The sequence below is a fragment of the Nocardioides salarius genome, from assembly GCF_016907435.1.
Taxonomy (GTDB): Bacteria; Actinomycetota; Actinomycetes; order Propionibacteriales; family Nocardioidaceae; genus Nocardioides; species Nocardioides salarius.
Genome location: NZ_JAFBBZ010000001.1, coordinates 235,552 through 255,395 on the forward strand (window position 1 = coordinate 235,552; position 19,844 = coordinate 255,395).

The window sequence follows — 19,844 nt, forward strand, 5'->3', positions numbered from 1 at the left end:
GTGGCACGCCTGGTCCTCGACCTGGCCACCAGCCGCCCGCCCACGCTGGGCGGCTCGGGCTGGCTGGTGTGCATCGACGGCCCCTCGGGCGCCGGCAAGTCCACCCTGGCCGACGCCGTCGAGCGGGCCGCGTCGGTGCGCACCCGCGTCGTGCGCCTCGACGACATGTACCAGGGCTGGGACGGCCTGCCGCACCTGCCCGACCAGCTCGAGCAGCTGCTGAGCCCCCTCGACCGCGACGCCGCCAGCAGCTACACCCGCTACGACTGGCGGGCCGGCGCTCCGGGCGAGGACGTGACCGTCACCCCGGTGCCGCTGCTGGTGCTCGAGGGCGTCGGCGCCGGCACGGCCCGCATCTCTCCCCTGACCACGGTGCTGGTCTGGGTCGACGCCCCCGCCGAGCTGCGCCGCCGGCGCGGGGTTGAGCGCGACGGCGACTCCTTCGAGCCGCACTGGGAGGCCTGGGCCGAGGCCGAGGCCCACCACTTCGAGCGCCAGGGCACCCGCGGCCGGGCCGACGTGCTGGTCGACGGCACCGGTCGCGTCCCGCCGCGCACGGTCGTGCCCGGCGCCGCCTCCTCGGACCACTAGGGTGCGGCGCATGCTTGCACCCAGCGGAGACCAGTTCGAGATCTCCGGCGGCGGCTACCGCGCCGTGGTCACCGAGAGCGGCGCCGCGCTGCGCGAGCTGTCGTACGCCGGTCGGCCGCTGGTCGACGGGTTCGGCCTCGAGGAGCACTCCTGGGGCGGGCGCGGCCAGCTGCTGGCGCCCTGGCCCAACCGGCTCGCCGAGGGACGCTTCAGCTTCGGCGGCCACGAGCTGGTCCTGCCGCTGACCGAGCCCGAGCTGCGCAACGCCTCCCACGGGCTGGTGCGCTGGGCGGCGTGGACCCTGGAGGAGCACACCGCCCACTCGGTCTCGCTGACCTACCGCCTGATGGCCCGCCCGGGCTGGCCCTGGACCCTCGACCTGCACGTCGTGCACGACCTGTCCGCCGACGGCCTGACGGTGACCGTGACCGCGACCAACATGTCGCCCGAGGAGGCGCCGTACGCCGCCGGCTCGCACCCCTACCTGTGCGTCGGGGCGGGCCCGGTCGACCAGCTCGAGCTGACGCTGCCGGCCGCGACCGCGCTGCGCACCGACGAGCTCAAGCGCCCGGTCGGCTCCGAGCAGGTCGAGGGCGGCGAGCTCGACTTCCGGATCTCCCGGCCGCTGCGCTCGACCGTGCTCGACACCGCCTTCACCGACCTCGAGCGCGACGAGTGGGGCCGGGCCACCACCACCCTGCGCGACCCGCGCAGCGGTGAGGGCGTGAGCCTGTGGGTGGATCCGGCCTGGACCCACCTGCAGGTCTACACCGCCGACGACGCGGGCCCCAGCGCCCGCCGCTCGCTGGCGGTGGAGCCGATGACCGCGCCGCCCGACGCGCTGCGCTCGGGCACCGACCTGGTGGTCCTGGCACCGGCCGGCAGCCCCGGCGACGAGCACTCGGGCTCGTGGGGCGTCCGCGCCGTCGACTGACCGGCCGCGACGACCGGCCCGCGCTCAGCGCGCAGGATCGTCGACGAGCGAGCGCAGCTGGCGCACCGCCCGCTGCGCGCGGGCGCCGTCGGAGCCCTGGATGCCCATCGCGGCGATGGTGGTGCCGTCGGTGAGGTCGAGGGTCGCCCAGGGTGCGCCGGGCGGCATCCGCACGCTGACCACCTGCTCCCACGCCAGCTCGCGGCGCCGGAAGCCGTTGACGACCACCAGGCGGCCGCGCTCGGCGACCACCCGCGAGCGCACCAGCGCGAAGATGGAGCCGAACCCCAACGCCCCCAGGAAGACCAGCGTGCTGCGCTGGAAGAGGGTGAACCGGGCCCGCACGTCGGGCCCGAAGCTGATCCAGGCCGCGGCGAAGACCACGAGCAGGCCGACGCCCAGCCCGATGCCCACGATGCGCGGACCCAGCGGGCGGTAGGTCACCGGCAGCGCCGGCGCCCCGCCCTCAGAGGCGGCAGGCATGGATGTCGGTGAGGAGGATGCCGCGGGCCCCGAGCTGCCACAGCTGGTCCATCAGCCGCTGCGCACCGGCACGCGGCACCATGGCCCGCACCGCCGACCAGCCCTCGCGGTGCAGCGGGGCGACCGTGGGGCTCTCGATCCCGGGGGTCAGGCGCACCGCGTCGGCGACCTGGTCGCTGGGGATGTCGTAGTCCATCATCACGTAGCTGCGCGCCACCAGGACGCCCTCGATGCGCCGCTTGAGCGACTCGAAGCCCTCCGGGACGTCGCCGGAGCGGGTGATCAGCACCGCCTCCGACTCCAGGATGGTCTCGCCGAAGACCTCGAGGCCGGCCTGGCGCAGCGTGCTGCCGGTCTCGACGACGTCGGCGATCACGTCGGCGACACCCAGCTGGATGCTGGTCTCGACGGCGCCGTCGAGGCGGGTGACGCTGGCCTCGATGCCGCGCTCCTCCAGGAACGAGCGGACGACCCCGGTGTACGACGTCGCGATCCGCGCGCCGGCGAGGTCGGAGAGCTCGGTGTAGCGCCCGGGGCGCGCGGCGAAGCGGAACCGGCTGCGCCCGAAGCCCAGGTCGAGCGCCTCGTCGGCCTTGGCTCCCGAGTCGCGCAGCAGGTCGCGCCCGGTGATGCCGACGTCGAGGGTGCCCTCGCCGACGTACAGCGCGATGTCGCGGGGGCGCAGGTAGAAGAACTCGACGCCGTTCTCGGCGTCGGTGAGCGTGAGCTGCTTGGAGTCCTCACGCTGGCGGTAGCCGCTCTCCTTGAGGATCTCGGAGGCGGAGACGGACAGCGATCCCTTGTTGGGGACCGCCACTCTCAGCAACGACATGGCGGTGGCCTCTCAGAGGTGGGTGTAGACGTCGTCGAGCTCGAGGCCGAGCCCGAGCATCAGGACCTGCACGTGGTAGAGCAGCTGGCTGATCTCCTCGGCCGCCCGCTCCTTGCCCTCGTGCTCGGCGGCCATCCAGGACTCGGCGGCCTCCTCGACCAGCTTCTTGCCGATCGCATGGACCCCGGCGTCGAGCTCTCGCACGGTGCCCGACCCCTCGGGACGGGTCCGGGCCTTCTCGGCCAGCTCGGTCCACAGCTCCTCGAACGTCTTCACGAGGCACCAGCCTAGGTGGTGGGGCCCCGGCGCCCGGTACCGGATCGCGGGAACGAGACCTGCACGACACCATGGTCGCGTGGACGCCCCTCACCCCCTGGCCGGTCTGCGCTGGCCCCGCCCCACCGACCGCGCCTCGCTGCGGCCCGCCGAGCCCGACGACGTGGAGGCGGTGTGGGCCTACCGGCGCCGTGACGACGTGGGTCGGTGGCTGGGCGGACGCACCGAGGACCTCGACGCCTTCCGCGAGTGGTACGCCCGCCCGGACCGGCTGGCCAAGACGCTGCTGGTCGAGCACGACGGCCGGGTCGTCGGCGACCTGATGGTGTCGGTGGGCGACGGCTGGGCGCAGCTCGACGTGGCCGGGCGGGCGCACGCGGTGGAGGCGGACCTCGGCTGGGTCCTCGACCCGGCGTACGCCGGCAGGGGGCTGGCCACCGAGGCGCTCGAGGCGGTGCTGGCGATCTGCTTCGACGACCTGGGGCTGCGCCGGGTCACCGCCGACTGCTTCGCGGCCAACTCGCCGTCGTGGCGGCTGATGGAGCGGGTCGGGATGCGCCGCGAGGCGCACCGGGTCGCCGAGTCGCTGCACCGCGACCTGGGCTGGGTGGACTCCTACGCCTACGCGCTGCTGGCCGACGAGTGGCGCGCGCGCCTCACCGACGCCGGCCGGCCAGGCGCCACCAGGTCGCCAGCAGGCTGACCCCGGCCAGCACGAGCGCCGTCGCCAGGCCGACGAGGTCGAGCCCGGTCCCGCGGTCGGTGGCGCCCCCGGTCAGGGCGGCCGCGCCGAGCACGCCGGCGCCCACGCCCAGTCCGAGCAGCACCAGGGCCGCGCTGCGCAGGCCGGGGCGGCGCCGCCAGCGCTCGGCGACCGGGGGCCGGGGCCGCGAGCGGTCAGCGCCTCGGCCCAGCGCCGTCTCGGCCCCCAGCCACACCAGCACCCCCGCGGCCACCACGACCGCGACCACCACTCCCGTCAGCCCTGCGCTCATCGCCCCAGCCTGTCAGAGCCGACGCCGCGGGCGGACGTGGTAGAGATCTCCCAGGTTCCGGGACCAGCACGAAGGAGAAGCCGATGGTCGAGCCTGGCCAGGACGACCTCGCCGAGCGGGCCGCGCGCCACGACGCGCTGCGGCGCGAGGCGCTCGGTCAGCCTTCGGGCGAGCACACGACGGCCTCGGGGCGGTGGCGGCCCTGGGCGGTCATCGTCATGGCCTCGATCGGCCAGGTGCTGGGGTGGCTGCTCGTCGGCGCAGGCACAGGCGGCCGCCAGGACGACTCGAACGTCGTGCTGCTCGCCCTCGGGGTCGTGGTCGCCGGCGTCTCGGGCATCTACCTGGCCATCGGCGTCATCGCGGAGGGCATGCGGCTGGGTGCCGCCTGGATCGCCGAGGACCGCCCGGGGCACCGCCGCACGTCCTGACGCGGCAGCGCCCCGCGGGCTCGACCGGCTCAGCCGCGCAGCGAGCCCAGCGTGCGGGCGGTGTGCAGGGCGGCGGCGGTGGCCTCGTAGCCCTTGTCCTCCTTCGACCCCTCCAGCCCGGCGCGGTCCAGCGCCTGCTGGTCGTCGTCGCAGGTCAGGACCCCGAAGCCCACCGGCACGGTGTGGTCGAGGGCGACCCGGCCCAGGCCGTCGGTGGCGGCGTTGCACACGTAGTCGAAGTGCGGGGTGCCGCCGCGGATGACGACGCCCAGGGCGATCACGGCGTCGTAGCCCCGCTCGGCCAGGGCCGAGGCGACCACGGGCAGCTCGAAGGTGCCCGGCACCCGCACGACCTCGAGGTCGCGCACCGAGAAGTCGTCGGCCGCGCGCCGGGCGCCGGCGAGCAGTCCGTCCATCACCTCGGTGTGCCAGGAGGCGGCGACGACGGCGACGCGCAGGTCGCTGCAGTCGACGGGCTCGGCGGTGGGGGCTCCGTGGCCGCTCATCAGACAGCTCCGTTCGTGGCAGGGTCGACAGCAGGGTCGACAGCAGGGTCGACGAGGTCGGGCAGCACGTGGCCCATCCGGTCGCGCTTGGTCAGCAGATAGCCAAGGTTGTGGTCGTTGGGGTGCGGGGTCAGCGGGACCCGCTCGGCCACCGGCACCCCGAAGTCCTCGAGGCTGCTGACCTTGTCGGGGTTGTTGGTCATCAGCCGCACCGAGCCCACCCCGAGGTCGCGCAGGATCTGGGTGGCCGTGCCGTAGTGGCGCGCGTCGGCCGGCAGGCCCAGGTCGAGGTTGGCGTCGACGGTGTCGCGCCCGCCGTCCTGCAGCTGGTAGGCCTGCAGCTTGCCGAGCAGGCCGATGCCGCGGCCCTCGTGGCCGCGCAGGTAGACCACGACCCCGCGGCCCTCGGCCACCACCCGCTCGAGGGCCTCGTCGAGCTGGGGCCCGCAGTCGCAGCGGAAGGAGTGCAGCACGTCGCCGGTCAGGCACTCCGAGTGCACCCGGGTCAGCACCGGCTCGTCGGTGGCCAGGGCGGCCGGGTCGCCGTGCACCAGCGCGACGTGCTCGGAGCCGTCGACGGTGATGCGGTAGCCGTAGGCCGTGAACTCGCCGTGGCGGGTGGGCAGCCGGGTCACCGCGGCCCGCTCGACCAGGGTCTCGTGCCGGCGGCGGTAGCGGACCAGGTCCTCGATCGAGATCATCGCCAGGTCGTGCTCGTCGGCGAACTCGCGCAGCTCGACGGCCCGCTTCATCGTGCCGTCGTCGTTGACCACCTCGACCAGCACGCCGGCCGGCGTGAGCCCGGCGAGCCGGGCCAGGTCGACCGCCGCCTCGGTGTGGCCGCGGCGCACCAGCACCCCGCCCTCGCGGTAGCGCAGCGGGAAGACGTGGCCGGGCCGGGTGATCTCCCAGGGCTCGGTCGCGGAGTCGGCCAGCACCCGGGCGGTGTGCGCCCGGTCGGCGGCCGAGATGCCGGTGGAGACGCCGTCGCGGGCGTCGACCGAGATCGTGTACGCCGTGCGCAGCTTGTCCTTGTTGTGCGGGGTCATCAGCGGGATCTCGAGCCGGTCGAGCATGTCGGCGGGCATCGGCACGCAGATCACGCCGCTGGAGTGGCGGATGGTGAAGGCCATCAGCTCGGGCGTGGCCTTGGCGGCGGCGAAGATGATGTCGCCCTCGTTCTCGCGGTCCTCGTCGTCGACGACGACCACGGCCCTGCCGGCCGCGATGTCGGCGACGGCCCGCTCGACGCTGTCGAGGCGGACGCGCTGCAGCGTGGGGTTCTGCTCGCTCATGCGTGGTGCTCCTTCTGCTGGCTGCCGGGCAGCTGCGCTGCCAACAGCTTCTCGACGTGCTTGGCGAGGATGTCGACCTCGAGGTTGACCCGGTCCCCTGCCCGGCGCCGCCCGAGCGTGGTGCGTGCGAGGGTCTCGGGGATCAGGCTGATGGTGAAGCTGGTGGGACCGGCCTCCACGACGGTGAGGCTGACCCCGTCGACGGTGATCGAGCCCTTGTCGACCAGGTAGCGCGCCAGCCCGGGCGGCAGGGAGATCTCCACGACCTCCCAGTGCTCGCTGGGCTCGCGGCGCAGCACCTCGCCGACCCCGTCGACGTGGCCCTGGACGATGTGGCCGCCCAGGCGCTTCTCGGCGGTGACCGCGCGCTCGAGGTTGACCGGGTCGCCGGGGCGCAGGCCACCCATCGACGTCTTGTCGAGGGACTCCTTCATCACGTCGGCGGTCCAGGCCCCGCCCTCGACGGAGACGACGGTCAGGCAGCAGCCGTTGACGGCGATCGAGTCGCCCAGGCCGGTGCCCTCGAGCACCTCGCTGGCGTCGATGGTGAGTCGGACGGCGTCGGTGAGGTCGTCGATCGCGGCGACCGTGCCGAGCTCCTCGACGATGCCGGTGAACATCAGGCGTCTCCTCGTGCGGGTGGGGTGGGGGCTGGTGGCGCGAGCGTGAACCGGACGTCCGGCTGCTCGCCGTCGACGACCGGGTCGAGCACCGCGACGTCGAGCACCTCGGGGCGCCAGGCCCCGGAGATGGTGGTGATGCCCAGGTCGGCCACGGCGCTGCGCCCGGCCCCGAGCAGGAACGGTGCGACGTAGGCGACGACCTCGTCGACGAGACCGGCGGCCAGGAACGCCGCGGCCAGGGTGGGTCCGCCCTCGAGGAAGACGTGGCGCCGCTCGCGGGCGGCGAGCTCGGCCAGGGCCTCGTGGGGGTCGCGGGTGCGCAGGTGCAGGGTGGGCGTGTCGTCGCCGCCGGCGACCGGGGCCAGCACCCGCGCGGCCGGGTCGAGGTCGCGGCGCCCCATCACCACGCGCAGCGGCTGGCGCGGCAGCGGCCGGTCGTCGGCGTCGCGCACGGTCAGCAGCGGGTCGTCGACGGCGACCGTGCCGGTGCCGACCAGCATCGTGTCGGCGAGCGCCCGCAGCCGGTGCGTGTCGCGGCGCGAGGCGGTGCCGCTGATCCAGCGGCTCGTCCCGTCGGCCGCGGCGCTGCGCCCGTCGAGGGTGGTCGCCAGCTTCCAGGTCACGAACGGGCGGCCGTGCTCGACCGCGAAGGTCCAGACCCGGTTGAGGGCGGTCGCCTCGGCGGCCATCAGCCCGGCCTCGACCTCGATGCCGGCGGCACGCAGGGTCTCGACCCCGCCGGTCGCGAGCGGGTTGGGGTCGCGCTGGGCCAGCACCACGCGGCGTACGCCGGCGGCGACGAGGGCCTGCGAGCACGGGCCGGTGCGGCCGGTGTGGTCGCACGGCTCGAGGGTGACCACGGCCGTCGCGCCGCGGGCCTCGGCCCCGGCCCGGGCCAGCGCGTCGACCTCGGCGTGCGGGGTGCCGGCGCCGCGGTGGTGGCCCTCGGCGAGGGTGCTGCCGTCGGGGCGCAGGAGCACGCACCCGACCCGGGGGTTGGGGTGCAGCGGGGCGCCGGGGCGTGCGGCGAGCTCGAGCGCACGACGCATCGCGTCGCGCTCGACGTCGCTCGTGCCGGCCATCTCCGCCGCCCTTCTCGGTCCGTCGCGGACCCCGGGGCTGACTGCGGACCCACGCCGCGCGCGAAGCGTCGGCGGATGAGCCTGCTGTGCGTGCACTTCCCATCCGGACTTTGACCGTCGGTCCAGGACTCACACCTGGTCAACCGGTCACTGGCGGTGACCGGGTCGCGGACTTCCGGCCTCTCGGCCAGTCACCGCCGGCTCGGATTTTCACCGACCCCAGAGCACGCGAGCAATGTTCACTCGTCCCCCGCAGTCTCCCACACACGGCGCCGGCGACGGGGGTGAGCCCCGCCACACGGGTGCGGGGCTGGGCGGGGGCGGGGCGTCAGCCCTGGGCTGCGGCGGCGGAAGCGCGCAGCTTCTCGACCATCGCGTCGGGGTCCTCGGCGGAGTAGACGGCCGACCCGGCCACGAACACGTCGGCGCCGGCCTCGGCGCAGCGCTCGATGGTCTCGAGCGAGACGCCGCCGTCGACCTGCAGCCAGGTCTCGACGCCGTGCTTGTCCATCAGGGCGCGGGCGCGGCGGATCTTGGGCAGCACCAGGTCGAGGAACTTCTGGCCGCCGAAGCCGGGCTCGACCGTCATCAGCAGCAGCATGTCGAGCTCGGGCAGCAGGTCCTCGTAGGGCTCGACCGGGGTCGCCGGCTTGAGCGCCATGCTGGCCCGACCACCCGCGGAGCGGATCTCACGCGCCAGGCGCACCGGGGCGGCGGCCGCCTCGACGTGGAACGTCACCGACGCGGCGCCGGCCTCGACGTACGCCGGGGCGTGCCGGTCGGGGTCGTTGATCATCAGGTGCGCGTCGAGCGGGGTGCCGGTCGAGCGCGCGATCGCCTCGACCATGGTCGGCCCGAAGGTCAGGTTGGGCACGAAGTGGTTGTCCATCACGTCGACGTGCACCCAGTCGGCGCTGGGGATGCGGGCCACCTCCGCCCCGATGCTCGCGAAGTCGGCGTTGAGGATGCTCGGAGTGATCTGGATGCCCACGAGACGTCATCCTCCCAGACCGGCCACCGGCTCGAGGAGGCGCTCCTGCTCGACCAGCGACAGGGCCGGCGTCCCTGGACATCACACCTCCCCCTCCTCGACGGGCAGGTCGTCGCGGTCGGCCCACTCCAGCAGCGGCGCGACGTCGAAGGGGTGCTCGTCGATCGCCTCGTGCAGGTCGCCCAGCTCGGCGAAGCGCTGCGGCACGGTGGCGATGGTCAGGTCGCGCGGGTCGGCGTCGTCGACCTCGTCCCAGCGCAGCGGCGTCGAGACCCGGGCGTCGGGCAGCCCCCGCACCGAGTACGCCGCCGCGATGGTGTGGTCGCGGGCGTTCTGGTTGTAGTCGACGAAGACCGCCGCCGGGTCGCGGTCCTTGGTCCACCAGGTCGTCGTGACGTCGGGGCTGCGGCGCTCGACCTCGCGGGCGAAGGCCAGCGCCGCGCGGCGCACCTGGGCGAAGCCGTGCTCGGCCGGGATCCGGACGTAGACGTGCAGGCCCTTGCTGCCGCTGGTCTTGGGGAAGCCGGTCGCGCCGAGCTCGTCGAGCACCTCGTGCACCACTCCAGCCACGCGCTGGACCGTCGCGTAGTCGCACTCGGGACCCGGGTCGAGGTCGATGCGCCACTCGTCGGGCTTCTCGGTGTCGGCGCGCCGGCTGTTCCACGGGTGGAACTCGACCGTCGACATCTGCACCGCCCAGATCACCGAGGCCAGCTCGGTCACGCACAGCTCGTCGGCGGTGCGGTCGAAGCGCGGGAAGTGCAGCTCGACGGTCTCGACCCACGCCGGGGCGCCCTTCGGCAGCCGCTTCTGGTGCACCTTCGGGCCGGCCAGACCCTTCGGGAAGCGGTGCAGCATGCAGGGCCGCTCCCACAGCGCGTTGACGATGCCCGGGCCGACCGCCAGGTAGTACTCGACGAGGTCGAGCTTGGTGGCGCCCGACTCGGGGAAGTAGACCCGGTCGGGGTTGCTGACGCGCACGACCTTGTCGTCGACCTCGATCTCGACGGCGGGCGACTGGGCTGGCATGGCCCGAGCCTAGGGTGGGCGACCATGGACTTCGACCAGCCGCCGGTGGTCAGCGTGGAGGTCGACCCCGCGCGGGCGCCCCACGCTGACGACTGGCCGATGACGGTGCCCGCCGTGGCCCAGCTCGCCCGCGAGGGCCTCGAGCTGCCTCGCGGCGTGACCTTCCTGGTCGGCGAGAACGGGTCGGGCAAGTCGACGCTGGTCGAGGCCGTGGCAGCGGCGTACGGGCTCTCGCCGGAGGGCGGCTCGACCGGCAGCCGGCACCGCACCCGCACCTCGGAGTCGCCGCTGGCCGGTGCGCTGCGGCTGCGGCGCGGGCTGGGCGCCGGTCGCTGGGGCTTCTTCCTGCGCGCCGAGACCATGCACGGCTGGTACACCTACCTCGAGGAGAGCCTGACCGACCACCCGGCGGGCGCTCGGCGTCCCGACGAGCCGGCCTTCCACGAGATGAGCCACGGCGAGTCGTTCCTCTCGGTGCTCGCCCACCGCTTCGACGGCTCCGGCTTCTACTGCCTCGACGAGCCGGAGGCCGCGCTGTCGTTCTCCTCCACCCTGGGCCTGGTCGCCGCGCTCGACCGGGTGGTCGACGACGGCGGTCAGGTGCTCTGCGCCACCCACTCCCCCGTGCTGGCGGCGATGCCGGGCGCCACCATCCTCGAGGTCGGCCCGTGGGGCCTGCGCCGCACCACCTGGGAGGACCTCGAGCTGGTCCAGCACTGGCGCCGCTACCTGGACGAGCCGGGCCGCTACCTGCGGCACCTGCGCGACGACTGAGGACGCCTGAGGACGGCTGGGTCAGCCGCGGCGCAGCAGCGCCATGAACATCGCGTCGGTGCGGTGCCGGTGCGGCCACAGCTGCACGGTGCCGGCCAGCGGCCCCTCGGCGCCGGGCACCGCGGCGTGCTGCGGGCCCAGGTCGACCAGCTCGGCGCCGGGGACGGCCCCGAGCGTCGCGGTGACCACCTCGCGGGTCTCGGCCAGCACCGGCGAGCAGGTCGCGTAGAGCACCAGGCCGCCGGGGCGCACCAGGTCGAGCGCCGAGGTCAGCAGCCGGCGCTGCAGGTCGACCAGCACGTCGAGGTCGTCGGGGCGGCGCCGCCAGCGCGACTCCGGCCGGCGGCGCAGCGCCCCCAGGCCGGTGCACGGGGCGTCGACCAGCACCCGGTCGAACGACCCGGCCGCCAGCGGCGGACGGGTGCCATCGGCGGTGACCACGCCGCGCACGCCGTCGGCGCCGGCCAGCGCGCGGCGCACCAGCTCGGCGCGGTGCGGCTGGCGCTCCACGGCCAGCAGGTCGGCGCCACGGCCGGCGGCCAGCGCCGCCATCAGGGCGCTCTTGCCGCCGGGGCCCGCGCACAGGTCGAGCCAGTGCTCGTCGGGCCCCTCGAGCGGGGCGTCGGCCAGGGCGACGGCGACGAGCTGGGAGCCCTCGTCCTGCACCCCCGCCCGTCCCTCGGCGACCGCGGGCACCTGGCCGGGGTCGCCGGAGCCGAGCACGACGCCGTACGGCGACCAGGGGGTGGGCTCGCCCGGCAGCTCGTCCCGGGTGCTCCGGCCGGGGCGGGCCACGAGCGTCACGGCCGGCGCGACGTTGTCGGCGGCCAGCAGGTCGCCGACCTCGGCTCCTGCGCCGACCCCCTCCAGCGCGGCACCGAGGGCCTCCACGACCCACGTCGGGTGGCTGTGCACCAGCGCGTCGTGGCCGACCGGGTCGGCGTCGCGCACGGGGGCCAGCTCGACGAGCCAGGCGTCGAGGTCGCGCTGCGAGACCTTGCGCAGCACCGCGTTGGCGAACCCGCCGGCGCCGGGGCCGACCTCGGAGCGCACCAGGTCGACGGTGGTGGAGATCGCGGCGTGCTGGGGCACCCGCATCGCGAGCAGCTGGTGGGCGCCCAGCCGCAGGGCGTCGAGCACCTTGGCCTCGATCTTGCGCAGCGGCCGGTCGGTGCATGCGTCGAGCACGGCGTCGTACGTCGCGCGGCGGCGCAGCGTGCCCGAGGCCAGCTCGGTGGCGAAGGCGGCGTCGCGCCCCCCGAGCCCGTGCTTGCGCAGCAGCGCCGGCAGCGCCAGGTTGGTGTAGGCGTCCTGCACGCGCACGGCCTTGAGGACCTCGAAGGCGACCTTGCGGGCCGGGTCGACCCGCGCCCTGCCCACCTCAGTCCTCGGCCGGGTCGCCGAGGCGGGCGCCGCTGGCCAGCCGGACCCCGCGGGCCCAGTCGGCCGCGGCCATCTGCTTCTTGCCGAAGGCCTTGACCTCGCCCAGGCGCACCGCACCGCTGCCGGTGCCGACCACGACGTGGTTCTTGCCGACCGCCAGCTCGCCCGGCGGGAGGCTGCCCTCGGCAGGGGTGACCGGGCCGATCTTGATGCGCTCGCCCTCGAAGAGCGACCAGGCGCCCGGGAAGGGCGTGCAGGCGCGGATCCGCCGGTCGACGGCGGCCGCGGGCTCGCTCCAGTCGACCTTCGCGTCCTCGACGAGGATCTTGGGCGCCATCGACACGCCGTCCTCGGGCTGCTCGCGCGCGACGAGCGAGCCGTCCTCGATGCCGTCGAGGGTCTTGACCAGCAGCCCGGCGCCGCCCTCGGCGAGGCGGGTCAACAGGTCGCCGGCGGTGTCGTGCTCGCGGATCCGCTCGGTCATCACGCCGAAGGTCGGGCCGGCGTCCATGGCCTTGACGATGCGGAAGGTGGTGGCGCCGGTGACCTCGTCGCCGGCCCAGATCGAGTGCTGCACCGGCGCCGCGCCGCGCCAGGCGGGCAGGCACGAGAAGTGCAGGTTGACCCAGCCGTGCTCGGGGATGTCGAGGGCCGACTGCGGCAGCAGGGCGCCGTACGCCACGACGGGGCAGCAGTCGGGGCGCAGCGCGCGCAGCGCCTCCTGGAACTCCGGCTCCCGGGGGTGCTCGGGCTTGAGGACGGGGACGCCGAGCTCCTCGGCGCGCTGGGCCACGGGGCTGGCCACCAGCTTGCGACCGCGCCCGGCCGGGGCGTCGGGGCGGGTGACGACCCCGACGAGCTCGTGCTCGGAGGCGACGATCGCGTCCAGGGCGGGCAGGGCGACCTCGGGGGTGCCGGCGAAGACGACGCGCATCAGGTGGTCTCTCTCCTCACAGGCCCAGCCCGCGCGTGGCGTGCGGGCTGAGCTTGACGGTGGGCTTCTCGAGGCCGAACCACTCCGACTCCCGGATCTCGCGCATCGCGGCCTTGCGGGCCTCGGTGTCGAGCCGGTCGATGAAGAGGATGCCGTCGAGGTGGTCGGTCTCGTGCTGGATCGCGCGGGCCAGCAGCTCGGAGCCCTCGATGCTCACCGGCTCGCCGTGCATGTCCATGCCCTTGGCGACCACGCGCAGGGCGCGCTTGGTGTCGAAGACCAGGTCGGGCAGCGACAGGCAGCCCTCCGGGCCGTCCTGCTCCTCCTCCGACAGGTCGAGCACCGGGTTGACCAGGTGCCCCAGCTCGCCGTCGACCCACCAGGTGAAGACCCGCAGGCCCACCCCGATCTGGGGGGCCGCCAGGCCGGAGCCGGGCGCCTCGCGCATGGTGTCGGTCAGGTCCTCGACCAGCTTGCGCAGCTCACGGTCGAAGTCGACGACCTCGACGGCCGGCCGGCGCAGCACGGGGTCGCCGAAGAGACGGATCGGCTGGGTGGGCATGGCGGCCATCCTAGGAGCCCGGGGCAGGTCACAGGCTCGGCGGGTCGACCTGGATCCGCACCGGGTCGAGCTTGCGCGAGGAGCGCATCCGCTGCAGGTCGCCCAGGGCCCGCGAGAGCGCCGGGCCCTGGGCCCGGGGCACCCGCACCACCACCCGGCAGCGGTCCTCGTCGTCGGGCAGCTCGACGGGCCCGAGGACCTCGGCCGGCTCGGGCACCTCCAGCAGCACCAGCGCGTCGTCGACGGCCCCCGGCTCGCCGGTGATCGTGGCCAGCCGCGAGGCCGGCGGCAGGTGGGCCTCGGAGCGGCTGTCGGCCTCGCGGGCCGCGAAGCCGCCCATGTCCCAGCGCACCAGCGCCTGCACCGGCGTCAGCGCGGCGTCGGCCACCACCATCGCCCGGCCCCCGGGGCGCACCAGCCCCACGGCGTTGGCCCAGCGGCGCAGCGCCTCCTCGTCGGTGCGCAGGTCGGGGCGCGCCAGCAGCAGCCAGGCGTCGAGCAGCACCACGGCGGCGTACCCGCCCTCGGCGACGGGCTCTGCCCCCGGGGTGGCCACGACGATGGCGGGGGCGTCGTCGACGCGCGCCAGCACGCCGTCGCGGGCGGAGGTGCGCACCCGCACGGCGGGGAAGGCCCGCCCGAGCTCCTCGGCGGTGCGCGCCTCGCCGAGCACCGGGGCCCGCAGCCCGCGGTGGCCGCACTCGCCGCAGGCCCAGGCGGGCGCCTCCGTGCCGCACCAGCGGCAGGCCGGGGGCCTGGTCGGCGAGGGCAGGCGCAGCGGTCCCTCGCAGGTGGGGCACCGCGCCGGGGTGCGGCAGCGCTCGCAGGCCAGCGAGGCGACGTAGCCCTGGCGGGGGTTCTGCACCAGCACCGGGCCCTCGGCCAGCGCCGAGCGGACCAGGTCGTGCACCTGGCGGGGCAGCCGGCTGGTCCGCGCCCGCGGGTCGCGCACCAGGTCGAAGTCGGTGGCGCCGGCCACCTCGACGCGGGCGGCGGCCCGCACCCGCTCGCGCGCCGCGACCAGCTCGTGGGCCCAGCCCGAGCGCAGCAGGTGGTCGGCCTCGACGGTGCGGGCGAAGCCGCCGACCAGCGCCGCGGCGCCCGCGAGCTCGGCGCGCAGCAGCAGCGTCTCGCGGGTGTGGCAGTACGGCGCCCGCGGCTCGCCGTGCAGGTCGTCGCCGTCGTCCCACACCACGACCAGGGACAGGTCGGCGACCGGGGCGAAGGCGGCGGCACGGGTGCCGACGGCGATGCGCCGGTGGCCCCGGGACAGCTGGAGGAAGGAGCGGTAGCGGGCGGCCGGGCCCAGGTCGGCGGTCAGCACCGCGTGCTCGGGCCGCTCGCCGCCCAGGGCGGCCAGGGCCGCGTCGACCCGCTCGACGTCCTTGCCGTCGGGCAGGCACACCACCACTCCCCCCGGGGCGCTGAGGGCGGCGTGGGCGACCAGGCTCGGCCAGTCGGCGCCCGGCGGCGGGTTCCACACCGCCCGCGGCGCGCCCCCGGAGCGCAGGTGGCCCAGCCACGCCTCGGCGTGCGGGTGGTCGCCCCACGCCTCGACGGCCTGCTCGAGCGGGTGCGTCGGCGCCGGCGGGGGCGCGGCCACCTCGGCCTTCTCGGTGGTCGCGTGCCGCGGCGGCACCGCGAGGCGCAGCACGTCGGCGCGGCTGCCGGCGTACCTCTCGGCGACGGCGGCGCTGAGCGCGGCCACCTCGGCGCTGAGCACCGGCTCGGCGCTGACGACCCGGCGCAGCGGCAGCAGCGTGCCGGTGTGCTCGCTGGTCTCGGCGCGCTCGACGAGGAACCCGTCGGTCTCCTTGCCGGCGAAGCGCACCTTGACCCGCACGCCCGGCACGGCGTCGTCGGCCATCGCGGCCGGCACCGAGAAGTCGAAGGGACGGTCGAGGTGGGCCAGCGGCACGTCGACCAGCACCCGCGCCACCGGCAGCACCGCCGCGGTCTCGGCCTCGGCGGCCTTGCGCTCACGCGTGGCGCGGGCCTTGGCCTGCGACTGCTTGAGGGTGGCGCGGACCAGCCCGGGCAGCAGCTCGGGCTGCTCGGGGTGGGCGTCGTCGGGTCCTGCGGCCATGGGGTGTTGTCTAGCAGCCGCCGGGGACGGCCGGACTTGTCAGCCTTCTCCTGCGCTTGATGGGTGTTGCAACCCCTGACCAGTGCAGGAGTCCCCGGCCGGCCGGGGACTCCTGCAGGGGGCCGAGGCTCAGCCCCCGACAGCGGCCTTCAGCGCGTCGGCGCGGTCGGTGCGCTCCCAGGTGAAGTCGGGCAGCTCACGGCCGAAGTGGCCGTAGGCGGCGCTCTGGGCGTAGATCGGGCGCAGCAGGTCGAGGGCGGCGATGATCGCGGCGGGGCGCAGGTCGAAGACCTCGAGGACCGCCTTCTGGATCACGTCGTCGGCCACCGTGCCGGTGCCGAAGGTCTCGATGAAGACGCCGACGGGCTGGGCCTTGCCGATCGCGTAGGCGACCTGGACCTCGCAGCGGCGGGCCAGGCCGGCGGCCACGACGTTCTTGGCCACCCAGCGCATCGCGTAGGCCGCCGAGCGGTCGACCTTCGAGGGGTCCTTGCCCGAGAACGCGCCGCCGCCGTGGCGGGCCATGCCGCCGTAGGTGTCGACGATGATCTTGCGCCCGGTCAGGCCGGCGTCGCCCATCGGGCCGCCGACCACGAAGCGGCCGGTGGGGTTGACCAGCAGCCGGTAGCCCTCGCTGGGGATGTCGAAGGAGGCCAGCACCGGGTCGATGACGTGCTTCTTGATGTCGGGCTGCAGCATCGTCTCGAGGTCGACGTCCTCGGCGTGCTGGGTGGAGAGCACGACGGTGTCGATGCGCACCGGCCGGTTGTCGTCGTCGTACTCGACGGTGACCTGGGTCTTGCCGTCGGGGCGCAGGTAGGCCAGCGTGCCGTCCTTGCGCACCGCGGAGAGCCGCTCCGAGAGCGTCTGCGCGATCTTGATCGGCAGCGGCATCAGCTCGGGGGTGTCGTCGCAGGCGTAGCCGAACATCAGGCCCTGGTCGCCGGCGCCCTGCTTGTCCATCGCGTCGACCGAGGACTCCAGGCGCGACTCGTAGCCGGTGTCGACGCCCTGGGCGATGTCGCCCGACTGGCCGCCGATGGCGACCATGACGCCGCAGGTGGTGCCGTCGAAGCCCTTGTCGGAGTGGTCGTAGCCGATGTCGAGGATCCGCTGGCGCACGATCGACTTGATGTCGACGTAGCCGGTGGTGGCGACCTCGCCGGCCACCACGACCAGGCCGGTGGTCAGCAGCGTCTCGACGGCCACGCGGCTGTGCGGGTCCTGGCGCAGCATCTCGTCGAGGACGCTGTCGCTGATCTGGTCGGCGATCTTGTCGGGGTGACCCTCGGTCACCGACTCGGAGGTGAACAGGCGTCCGGACATCTCGGCTCCTCGGTTGCGGTATCCCGCCCGGTCCTCGGGCGGGGCGTGTCATTTCTACCGGGTGCGGTCGCTCAGGTCCTCATCCGGATGGCGACCTGGTCCCAGATCACGTGCGCCAGCTGCGACTTCGAGCCCAGCGGTACGTCGACGCCCTCGCCGTCGGCGGCCAGCACCAGGGCCTGGTTGTCCTCGCTGCCGAAGACCGCTCCCCCGCTGACGTCGTTGACGACGAGCAGGTCGCAGCCCTTGCGGGCCAGCTTGGCGCGGGCGTGGTCGAGGACGCTGCCGCTCTCGTCACCGGTCTCGGCGGCGAAGCCGACCACGACCTGGCCGGCGCGGGCGCGCTCGTGGGAGATCTCGTGGAGCACGTCGGGGTTCTGCACCAGCTCGACGGGGGCCACCGAGCCGTCCTCGCGCTTCTTGATCTTGGCGCCGCTGACGTCGACGGGGCGGAAGTCGGCGGGGGCCGCGGCCATCACCACGGCGTCGGCGCCGCCGGCGGCGCCGACCACGGCCTCGCGCAGCTCGGCGGTGGTCGCGACGTGCACGACCTTGACCCCGGCGGGGTCCGGCAGCGAGGCGTTCGCGCTGACCAGCGTGACCTCGGCGCCGCGGGCCAGCGCCGCGCGCGCCAGCGCGTAGCCCTGCCGGCCCGAGGAGCGGTTGCCCAGGTAGCGCACCGGGTCGAGCGGCTCGCGGGTGCCGCCCGCCGAGACCAGCACGTGGCGACCCGCCAGGTCGCGCCGCCCGCCGCCGACCAGCACCTCACGGCAGGCCTCGAAGATCTCGGCCGGCTCGGGCAGGCGCCCCTTGCCGGTGTCGGCGCCGGTCAGGCGGCCCTCGGCGGGCTCGAGCACCAGCACGCCGCGCTCGCGCAGGGTGGCGACGTTGGCGCGGGTGGCGGGGTGCTCCCACATCTCGGTGTGCATGGCCGGGGCCAGCACCACCGGGCAGCGCGCGGTGAGCAGCGTGTTGGTGAGCAGGTCGTCGGCCAGCCCGTGCGCGGCCTTGGCCATCAGGTCGGCGGTGGAGGGCGCGACCACGACCAGGTCGGCCTGCTGGCCGATCCGCACGTGCGGCACCTCGTGCACGTCGTCCCAGACCTCGTCGCTGACGGGCTTGCCCGACAGCGCCGACCAGGTGGGCGCCCCGACGAAGCGCAGCGCGGCGGCGGTGGGCACCACGGTGACGTCGTGGCCCGACTCGCTCAGGCGCCGCAGCAGCTCGCAGGCCTTGTAGGCCGCGATCCCGCCGGCGACGCCGAGGACCACGCGCGGCCTCGAAATCGCAGCGGGCCGCTCCCCCGACGGGGAAGCGGCCTGCGTGGTGGCGTGGGTGCTCAGCTCACTCGCCCTGGCTGAACGCCGCGGCGTCGGCGGCAGCAGCCTTGGCGGCGGCCTCCTCGGCGGCGAGCTCGGCGGGGTCGACGTCCTCGCAGGTGAGCAGGTCGTCGTTGATCTCGCGCAGCGCGATCGACAGCGGCTTCTCCTGCACGTGGGTCTCCACGAGGGGGCCGACGTACTCCAGCAGGCCCTCGCCGAGCTGGGAGTAGTAGGCGTTGATCTGGCGCGCCCGCTTGGCGCTGTACAGCACGAGCTTGTACTTGCTGTCGGTCTTCGTCAGCAGGTCGTCGATCGAGGGGTTGGTGACTCCCACGGCGTCGATGTTCGGGGCAGACAAGAAGGCCTCACAGATCGTTGGGGTGGTTGCTCGGGTCGAGCATCATCAAGGTTACCAAGTCGTGGGCCGCGGCGTGAACTTCGTGGTTGACGATGGTCACGTCGAACTCCGGCTCGGCGGCCAGCTCCTCGCGCGCGGTGACCAGGCGACGCTCGCGCTGCTCCTCGGTCTCGGTGCCGCGCCCGACCAGCCGGCGCACCAGCTCCTCCCACGACGGCGGCTTGAGGAAGACGAAGAGCGCGTCGGGCATCGTGGCGCGCACCTGGCGGGCGCCCTGCAGGTCGATCTCGAGCATCGAGGGCCGACCGGCGCCCAGCGCCTCCTCCACCGGCCCGCGCGGCGTGCCGTAGCGGGCGGCGCCGTGGACGACCGCCCACTCGAGCATCTCGCCGGCCTCGACCAGCGCGTCGAACTCCTCGTCGCTGACGAAGCGGTAGTGCACGCCGTCGACCTCGCCGGGGCGCGGCGCACGCGTGGTGGCCGAGACCGAGATCCACACGTCGGGGTGCAGGTCGCGCACGGCAGCGGCCACGGTGCCCTTGCCGACGGCCGTGGGTCCGGCCAGCACCACCAGGCGGGTACGACGCGCGGGCGTGGGCTCCGCGGGGCTCACCGGGCCTCTCGGGAGCTGAACTCCTTCTCGAGGGCGGCGACCTGCTTGGTGCCCAGCCCGCGCACCCGACGGCTCTCGGCGATCCCGAGGCGCTCCATCATCTGCTTGGCGCGCACCTTGCCCAGCCCGGGCATCGACTGCAGCAGGTCGACGACCCGCAGCTTGCCGATGACCTCGTTGGTCTGGCCCTCGGCGAGCACGTCGACGATCGAGGCGCCGGAGTTCTTGAGGCGGTTCTTCACCTCGGCCCGCTCCCGACGGGAGGCGGCTGCCTTCTCGAGTGCCGCCTGTCGTTGTTCAGGTGTGAGCGGAGGGAGTGCCACGTCGTCTCAGGTCCTTGTGTCGGTGGGTCGGGAGCAGGGTCGGGAGGGGCCAATCTAGTCAGAAGTCTCAGCGGGCGGCAACGCAACCGCCCGGG

24 protein-coding genes and 1 riboswitch are annotated in these 19,844 nt (G+C 74.7%); of the genes, 5 read left to right on the plus strand and 19 right to left on the minus strand.

What is annotated here, in order from left to right; all coding sequences use genetic code 11:
- Window positions 1-591: a nucleoside/nucleotide kinase family protein gene (locus JOE61_RS01180; protein WP_307822742.1), complete on the plus strand. Its 591-nt coding sequence runs from the start codon at window positions 1-3 to the stop codon at window positions 589-591.
- 10 nt (window positions 592-601) lie between these two features.
- The gene (locus JOE61_RS01185; protein ID WP_193670770.1) at window positions 602-1,525 is read left to right on the plus strand and encodes an aldose 1-epimerase family protein; all 924 of its coding nucleotides are present in this window, start codon (window positions 602-604) and stop codon (window positions 1,523-1,525) included.
- Window positions 1,526-1,549: 24 nt separating this feature from the next.
- Here the strand turns inward: JOE61_RS01185 and JOE61_RS01190 are convergent, their stop codons facing one another.
- From JOE61_RS01190 to JOE61_RS01200, 3 genes are read right to left on the minus strand one after another with little or no spacing between them, the layout of a single operon-like run.
- On the minus strand, window positions 1,550-2,008 hold the full coding sequence (locus JOE61_RS01190; protein ID WP_193670771.1) for a PH domain-containing protein: 459 nt from the start codon (window positions 2,006-2,008) through the stop codon (window positions 1,550-1,552).
- The gene (gene hisG, locus JOE61_RS01195; RefSeq protein WP_193670772.1) at window positions 1,992-2,840 is read right to left on the minus strand and encodes an ATP phosphoribosyltransferase; all 849 of its coding nucleotides are present in this window, start codon (window positions 2,838-2,840) and stop codon (window positions 1,992-1,994) included. Before hisG ends, JOE61_RS01190 begins: the two co-directional genes overlap by 17 nt.
- Before the next feature lie 12 nt (window positions 2,841-2,852).
- Window positions 2,853-3,116: a phosphoribosyl-ATP diphosphatase gene (locus tag JOE61_RS01200; protein WP_179616417.1), complete on the minus strand. Its 264-nt coding sequence runs from the start codon at window positions 3,114-3,116 to the stop codon at window positions 2,853-2,855.
- Between the two features lie 79 nt (window positions 3,117-3,195).
- On the opposite strand from JOE61_RS01200, the gene JOE61_RS01205 reads away from it, so the two are divergent.
- Window positions 3,196-3,819, plus strand: a complete 624-nt coding sequence (locus JOE61_RS01205; protein ID WP_193670773.1) for a GNAT family N-acetyltransferase — start codon at window positions 3,196-3,198, stop codon at window positions 3,817-3,819.
- Here JOE61_RS01205 and JOE61_RS01210 read toward each other — a convergent pair.
- Window positions 3,773-4,111: a hypothetical protein gene (locus JOE61_RS01210; protein ID WP_193670774.1), complete on the minus strand. Its 339-nt coding sequence runs from the start codon at window positions 4,109-4,111 to the stop codon at window positions 3,773-3,775. The genes JOE61_RS01205 and JOE61_RS01210 overlap by 47 nt on opposite strands.
- 83 nt (window positions 4,112-4,194) lie before the next feature.
- On the opposite strand from JOE61_RS01210, the gene JOE61_RS01215 reads away from it, so the two are divergent.
- The gene (locus JOE61_RS01215) at window positions 4,195-4,542 is read left to right on the plus strand and encodes a hypothetical protein (protein WP_193670775.1); all 348 of its coding nucleotides are present in this window, start codon (window positions 4,195-4,197) and stop codon (window positions 4,540-4,542) included.
- A gap of 29 nt (window positions 4,543-4,571) precedes the next feature.
- On the opposite strand, the gene ribH is transcribed toward JOE61_RS01215, so the two are convergent.
- The 6 genes from ribH to ligD all read right to left on the minus strand — a co-directional run bounded on the left by ribH (window position 4,572) and on the right by ligD (window position 10,068).
- Window positions 4,572-5,048, minus strand: a complete 477-nt coding sequence (gene ribH / locus JOE61_RS01220; protein WP_193670776.1) for a 6,7-dimethyl-8-ribityllumazine synthase — start codon at window positions 5,046-5,048, stop codon at window positions 4,572-4,574.
- On the minus strand, window positions 5,048-6,343 hold the full coding sequence (locus tag JOE61_RS01225; RefSeq protein WP_193670777.1) for a bifunctional 3,4-dihydroxy-2-butanone-4-phosphate synthase/GTP cyclohydrolase II: 1,296 nt from the start codon (window positions 6,341-6,343) through the stop codon (window positions 5,048-5,050). Before JOE61_RS01225 ends, ribH begins: the two co-directional genes overlap by 1 nt.
- Complete coding sequence (locus JOE61_RS01230; protein WP_193670778.1) at window positions 6,340-6,963, minus strand: riboflavin synthase; 624 nt, start codon at window positions 6,961-6,963, stop codon at window positions 6,340-6,342. Before JOE61_RS01230 ends, JOE61_RS01225 begins: the two co-directional genes overlap by 4 nt.
- The gene (gene ribD / locus JOE61_RS01235) at window positions 6,963-8,048 is read right to left on the minus strand and encodes a bifunctional diaminohydroxyphosphoribosylaminopyrimidine deaminase/5-amino-6-(5-phosphoribosylamino)uracil reductase RibD (RefSeq protein ID WP_227492297.1); all 1,086 of its coding nucleotides are present in this window, start codon (window positions 8,046-8,048) and stop codon (window positions 6,963-6,965) included. Before ribD ends, JOE61_RS01230 begins: the two co-directional genes overlap by 1 nt.
- Window positions 8,049-8,134: 86 nt before the next feature.
- Window positions 8,135-8,280, minus strand: a riboswitch (FMN riboswitch).
- Between the two features lie 96 nt (window positions 8,281-8,376).
- Window positions 8,377-9,039, minus strand: a complete 663-nt coding sequence (rpe, locus tag JOE61_RS01240) for a ribulose-phosphate 3-epimerase (protein ID WP_193670779.1) — start codon at window positions 9,037-9,039, stop codon at window positions 8,377-8,379.
- Window positions 9,040-9,120: 81 nt separating this feature from the next.
- Complete coding sequence (gene ligD / locus JOE61_RS01245; RefSeq protein WP_193670780.1) at window positions 9,121-10,068, minus strand: non-homologous end-joining DNA ligase; 948 nt, start codon at window positions 10,066-10,068, stop codon at window positions 9,121-9,123.
- Between the two features lie 24 nt (window positions 10,069-10,092).
- Between ligD and JOE61_RS01250 the strand changes: the two genes are divergently transcribed.
- A complete protein-coding gene (locus JOE61_RS01250) occupies window positions 10,093-10,842 on the plus strand; it encodes an AAA family ATPase (RefSeq protein ID WP_193670781.1) in 750 nt (249 codons plus the stop codon).
- Between the two features lie 21 nt (window positions 10,843-10,863).
- Here JOE61_RS01250 and JOE61_RS01255 read toward each other — a convergent pair whose 3' ends face one another.
- The 9 genes from JOE61_RS01255 to mihF form a co-directional block, all read right to left on the minus strand.
- Entirely contained in the window at window positions 10,864-12,222 is a 1,359-nt protein-coding gene (locus tag JOE61_RS01255; RefSeq protein ID WP_193670782.1) for an RsmB/NOP family class I SAM-dependent RNA methyltransferase, read from the minus strand.
- Window position 12,223: 1 nt separating this feature from the next.
- Complete coding sequence (gene fmt / locus JOE61_RS01260) at window positions 12,224-13,159, minus strand: methionyl-tRNA formyltransferase (RefSeq protein ID WP_193670783.1); 936 nt, start codon at window positions 13,157-13,159, stop codon at window positions 12,224-12,226.
- 16 nt (window positions 13,160-13,175) lie between these two features.
- Window positions 13,176-13,721 carry a peptide deformylase gene (gene def, locus JOE61_RS01265; protein WP_193670784.1) on the minus strand — a complete coding sequence of 182 codons (546 nt, stop codon included), beginning with the start codon at window positions 13,719-13,721 and terminating at the stop codon, window positions 13,176-13,178.
- A gap of 28 nt (window positions 13,722-13,749) precedes the next feature.
- Window positions 13,750-15,807, minus strand: a complete 2,058-nt coding sequence (locus tag JOE61_RS01270; RefSeq protein WP_193670785.1) for a primosomal protein N' — start codon at window positions 15,805-15,807, stop codon at window positions 13,750-13,752.
- A gap of 129 nt (window positions 15,808-15,936) precedes the next feature.
- The gene (metK, locus tag JOE61_RS01275) at window positions 15,937-17,133 is read right to left on the minus strand and encodes a methionine adenosyltransferase (protein WP_193670786.1); all 1,197 of its coding nucleotides are present in this window, start codon (window positions 17,131-17,133) and stop codon (window positions 15,937-15,939) included.
- Window positions 17,134-17,204: 71 nt separating this feature from the next.
- On the minus strand, window positions 17,205-18,419 hold the full coding sequence (gene coaBC / locus JOE61_RS01280) for a bifunctional phosphopantothenoylcysteine decarboxylase/phosphopantothenate--cysteine ligase CoaBC (RefSeq protein ID WP_193670815.1): 1,215 nt from the start codon (window positions 18,417-18,419) through the stop codon (window positions 17,205-17,207).
- Window positions 18,420-18,477: 58 nt separating this feature from the next.
- Complete coding sequence (gene rpoZ, locus JOE61_RS01285) at window positions 18,478-18,813, minus strand: DNA-directed RNA polymerase subunit omega (protein ID WP_193670787.1); 336 nt, start codon at window positions 18,811-18,813, stop codon at window positions 18,478-18,480.
- A 7-nt stretch (window positions 18,814-18,820) separates the two neighbouring features.
- On the minus strand, window positions 18,821-19,426 hold the full coding sequence (gmk, locus tag JOE61_RS01290; protein ID WP_193670788.1) for a guanylate kinase: 606 nt from the start codon (window positions 19,424-19,426) through the stop codon (window positions 18,821-18,823).
- Window positions 19,423-19,749, minus strand: a complete 327-nt coding sequence (gene mihF / locus JOE61_RS01295; protein ID WP_193670789.1) for an integration host factor, actinobacterial type — start codon at window positions 19,747-19,749, stop codon at window positions 19,423-19,425. Before mihF ends, gmk begins: the two co-directional genes overlap by 4 nt.
- Window positions 19,750-19,844: the final 95 nt, after the last annotated feature.